This window comes from Microbacterium sp. B19, from assembly GCF_000333395.1.
In the GTDB taxonomy this organism is placed as follows: Bacteria; Actinomycetota; Actinomycetes; order Actinomycetales; family Microbacteriaceae; genus Microbacterium.
The window spans coordinates 1-3,650 of the sequence record NZ_BADA01000496.1 but is presented as its reverse complement, the minus strand read 5'-3'; the positions used below and the strand labels follow the sequence as shown (position 1 = coordinate 3,650).

Here is a 3,650-nt window from a genome sequence, read left to right as displayed (position 1 = left end):
CCCCGACGAGGACTGACCCCGGCTGCTACCCGGCCTGCGGGCGCCGTCGCTGCACGAGCCCGAGGATCGAGTCGAGCACGACGAACGCGGCGAGCGTGTAGCCGACGAACGGGAGGAGCAGGCCGAGCCCGACCGCTCCGGCGAACACCAGGACGATCCCCCACCAGGGCGCGTCGCGCAGCACCCCGCGCGCGGGGGCCGCGGCGAACCCCCGCGTCGGCCGACGCCTCCACCACATCGCGTAGCCGAGACCGACCAGCGTCGCGATCCCCAGAGCCAGCGCCAGCAGCACCAGCTGGTTCGCCCACCCGAACATCGATCCCATGTGGGTGTCGATGCCCCAGCGCGACAGCTTCGCCAGGAGCGGGAAATCGGCGAAGTCGATGCGGTCGGTCACCCGCATGGTGGAACCGTCGATCGCGACGGCATCCACCTCGGTCGGGAAGCTGCGCTGGATCTCCTGCACGACCCACGCCTTCCCGGGGGCGGCGGGAGGCTTGATCTCCACCTGCGCCGTGTTGACGTTGATGCGCTGGGCGATGGCGAGCACGGCGTCGAACGTCGCGGGGTTCGCCGCGCCCGTCGGCGTCGATGCGGCCCCGCCGTGGTGCGCGTGGTCACCGCCCGTGGCCGCCTCCCCCACGAGCGAGGTAGACAGCGCCGGGGTGCCGCCGCCGACGGCGGCACGCAGATCGGCGACGTTCGCGCCCGCGAACGTCGACCATGTGATGCCCGTCGCCGAGAGGAAACGGCCCCGACGACGACCCACACGCCGATCGACGAGTGCCACCCGAACAGTCCGCGGTAGCCCTTGTAGGAGCGGTTCGGGCGCACGAGGTCGGCGCGGCCGCGACGAGCGCGGCGCATCCGCCCGATCCACAGGCCGAGCCCGGCGAGGGCGACGATCCCGAGCCAGGATGCCGCCAGCTCGCTGTACCACCGTCCGAGCTCGCCGAGGTGGAGGTTCCGGTGCAGATCGCTCACCCAGGTGCGAACGGGCAGGGCGCCACTCGTGCCGTACGCGGTGAGGTCGCCGCGGATCTCGGCGGATCCCGGGTCGACGAAGATCGCGCGAGTCTCGCTGGCGCCGAGGGAGGGGTCGGCGAACATGACGCGCGTCGTCGCCCCCGGTTCGGGTGCGGGCCGCACGGCGACGGGGGTCGCGTCGCCGCCGACGTACCTCTCGGCGGCGACGATCTGATCGGCCAGCGGCAGTGGCACGGCGGTCGACGGCGCCGTCAGCTCGTGCGCGTACACGATGCGATCGAGCGTCGGCGTGATTGCGTACAGCGCCCCGCTCAGCGCCGCGACGAGGATGAACGGCCCCACGAGCACCCCGGCGTAGAAGTGCAGGCGGCGCAGGAGGGCCGCGAACCAGCCTTTCCGGACACGGGGAGGCGAGGGGTCGGATACCGCGGGGGCGGGCGCCTGATCGGCGTCGGTGGTGGTCATGACAGGATTCCTTCTCCGATGAATCCGCCCTCGGCGCAGCCGGGCGGAAGAGCGAAAACGGCCGACCCGATGGGGGTCGTCCATTCGTTGAGCAGGTCGAGCTCGTCGAGTCGACACTGCAGGGGGACAAACTGCCGATCGATGTCGGCCTGGAACGAGACGAACAGCAGTCCCGGGCCCGAGAGCGCGTTCGTCGGCGGCGCGTCGTCGTAGTTGTAGCCGCGGCGGAAGATGCGCTGCGCGGGGTCGTCGGACCGGGAACGCCGCACGTGCGAGAACTCCGGGATGACGGGGAAGCCGATGGCATCCTTGGCCGCGAAGTCGGGCTCGTCGAACTCGTCCGTCCCGGTGAGCGGCGCGCCGGTGGCCTGGGTGCGGCCGACCGCCTGGTCCCGGCCGGACCGGTCCAGGCGGTCCCATTTGTCGAGGTCCATCGCGATGCGGCGCACGACCATGCCGGTGCCTCCCGCGAGCCACCCCTCGCGCGCCCACACGACCTCGTCGAACCCGGTCGTCCCGGGCACCGGGTTGGCGGTGCCGTCGACCTGGCCGAACAGGTTGCGCATGGTGGTGCCCGGTCGCACGGTGCCGTGCGCCCGCCGGAAGCCCTGCTGCACCCAGCGCGGCGCGGCGAACGCGCGCGCGTCCTTAAGGAGCATCCGGGTGGCGTGGGCGACGGTCACCGGGTCGTCGGCGGCGATCTGCAGGAGCAGGTCGCCGTCGCCGAACTCGGGCCGGAGCCGGTCGATCGTGAACGCCGGCAGGGGGCGCAGCCATTCCGGCGCCGGGGCCTGGGCGCGCGCGACGAACCCGGGGCCGAACCCGAATGTCACCGTCAGACGCGCGGGCGATCCCGCGAGCTCCGGCTCGGTGTCGGCAAGAGCACCCTGCCCCCTCGTCAGGCGCACGGCGTCGTCCGTGAGCAGCCGCATGAGACGACGAAGGGCGTCACGGTCGGTGTCGCCCCGCAGGTCGAGCCCGACGAGCGAGACGTGTGCCTGGGCATCCGTGTCGATCCCCGCCTGGTGCGCGCCGTGGAAGGGCACGACGACGTCGCCGTTCAATGGCGTCGAGGCCGCGGCATCCGTCGCTCCCGCCGAGACGGCCGCGTCGATGCCGATCGCGGCGACGGCCCCCGCGCCGGCGACGGCTCCCCCGAGAAGGAACCCCCGCCGGCCGAGGCCGCGACCGCCCGGAGCGGGTCGATCGCGACGAGCCATCAGTGACCCGACTCCGAGGAGCCCATGTCCATGTCGCCCTCGTAGTTCTCGTTCGCGCCGGCGAACTCCTTCACGGGGGCGGTGATCTGCGCGGTGGAATCGTCCGCGAAGGTCAGGGTGATCGTGGTCTCGTCGCCGACGCGCAACGGCGACGTGACGTCCATGAACATGAGGTGGTTGCCGCCGGGTTCGAGGGTGATCGACCCATGGGCGGGGATGACGAAGCCGCCCTCGATCGGGCGCATGACCATCTGGCCGGATTCGTTCTGCACGGTCTCGTGCAGTTCCATCGCCGAGGTGGCGGGGCTGGTGGCCGAGACGACCGTGAGGTCGCTGTCGCCGTCGTTACGGAGCTCCCCGAAGCCGGCGCTCATCCCGGCGTCGGCGGCCTTGACCCAGACGTCGCTCGTCGAGAACGCGTCGGACCCGGGGGCGGCCGGGGCGGGGGCGGTCGAGGAGCACCCCGAGAGGGCGAAGACCGCGGCGAGGGCGAGAGCGCCGAAGCGCAGGGAGGAGGAGGTGCGAATGGTTGACATGAGAAGCCTTTCAGGGCTGTGCGTCGCGCCCGGCGCGACGGCGGAGGAGGAGGACGACGGCGAACACGGCGAGCGCGAGGCCCGCCCCGATCGCGGCGATGACGACGACGCGCGGGACTCCCGCGTCGCCGGTGGAGGCGGGGGCCGCCTCCGGGGAGGGTTCTGCCGAGGCCGCGGCGCGTTCGAGCGGTACGGCATCTCCGACCGTGAACGGGATGACCCCCGAGATGGGGTGGCCGTCGGCCGAGACGACGCGCCAGCGCACCTCGTATCCGGCGATCGGCATTCCGCTCTCGAGGAGCACCGAGACTGTCCCGGATGCCACGACGGGGTCGGCCGCCACCCAGTCGGTGCCGTCGCCGTCGGCGACGATCACCTGTGCACCGACGTCCATGACGTCGGCCGAGAATCTCAGCGAGATCTCATCGGGAGCACTCGGCAG

General features: G+C 72.3%; 4 protein-coding genes and 1 pseudogene. All 5 read right to left on the bottom strand.

Annotation, left to right across the window (positions count from 1 at the left end; genetic code table 11):
• Nucleotides 1-25: 25 nt before the first annotated feature.
• The gene (locus tag I5G_RS26930) at nt 26-790 is read right to left on the bottom strand and encodes a PepSY domain-containing protein (RefSeq protein ID WP_306305795.1); all 765 of its coding nucleotides are present in this window, start codon (nt 788-790) and stop codon (nt 26-28) included.
• Nucleotides 791-810: 20 nt separating this feature from the next.
• A pseudogene (locus I5G_RS26925) lies at nt 811-1,452 on the bottom strand (PepSY-associated TM helix domain-containing protein); the annotation flags it as partial.
• Nucleotides 1,449-2,672 carry a Dyp-type peroxidase gene (locus I5G_RS17185; protein ID WP_022880170.1) on the bottom strand — a complete coding sequence of 408 codons (1,224 nt, stop codon included), beginning with the start codon at nt 2,670-2,672 and terminating at the stop codon, nt 1,449-1,451. The pseudogene I5G_RS26925 and the gene I5G_RS17185, both read right to left, overlap by 4 nt.
• Nucleotides 2,672-3,208, bottom strand: a complete 537-nt coding sequence (locus I5G_RS23230) for a copper chaperone PCu(A)C (protein ID WP_022880169.1) — start codon at nt 3,206-3,208, stop codon at nt 2,672-2,674. The genes I5G_RS17185 and I5G_RS23230 overlap by 1 nt, the downstream gene beginning before the upstream one ends.
• A gap of 10 nt (nt 3,209-3,218) precedes the next feature.
• Nucleotides 3,219-3,650, bottom strand: a 432-nt coding sequence (locus I5G_RS23225) for a copper resistance CopC family protein (protein ID WP_036329064.1), incomplete at its 5' end; no start/stop codon positions are given.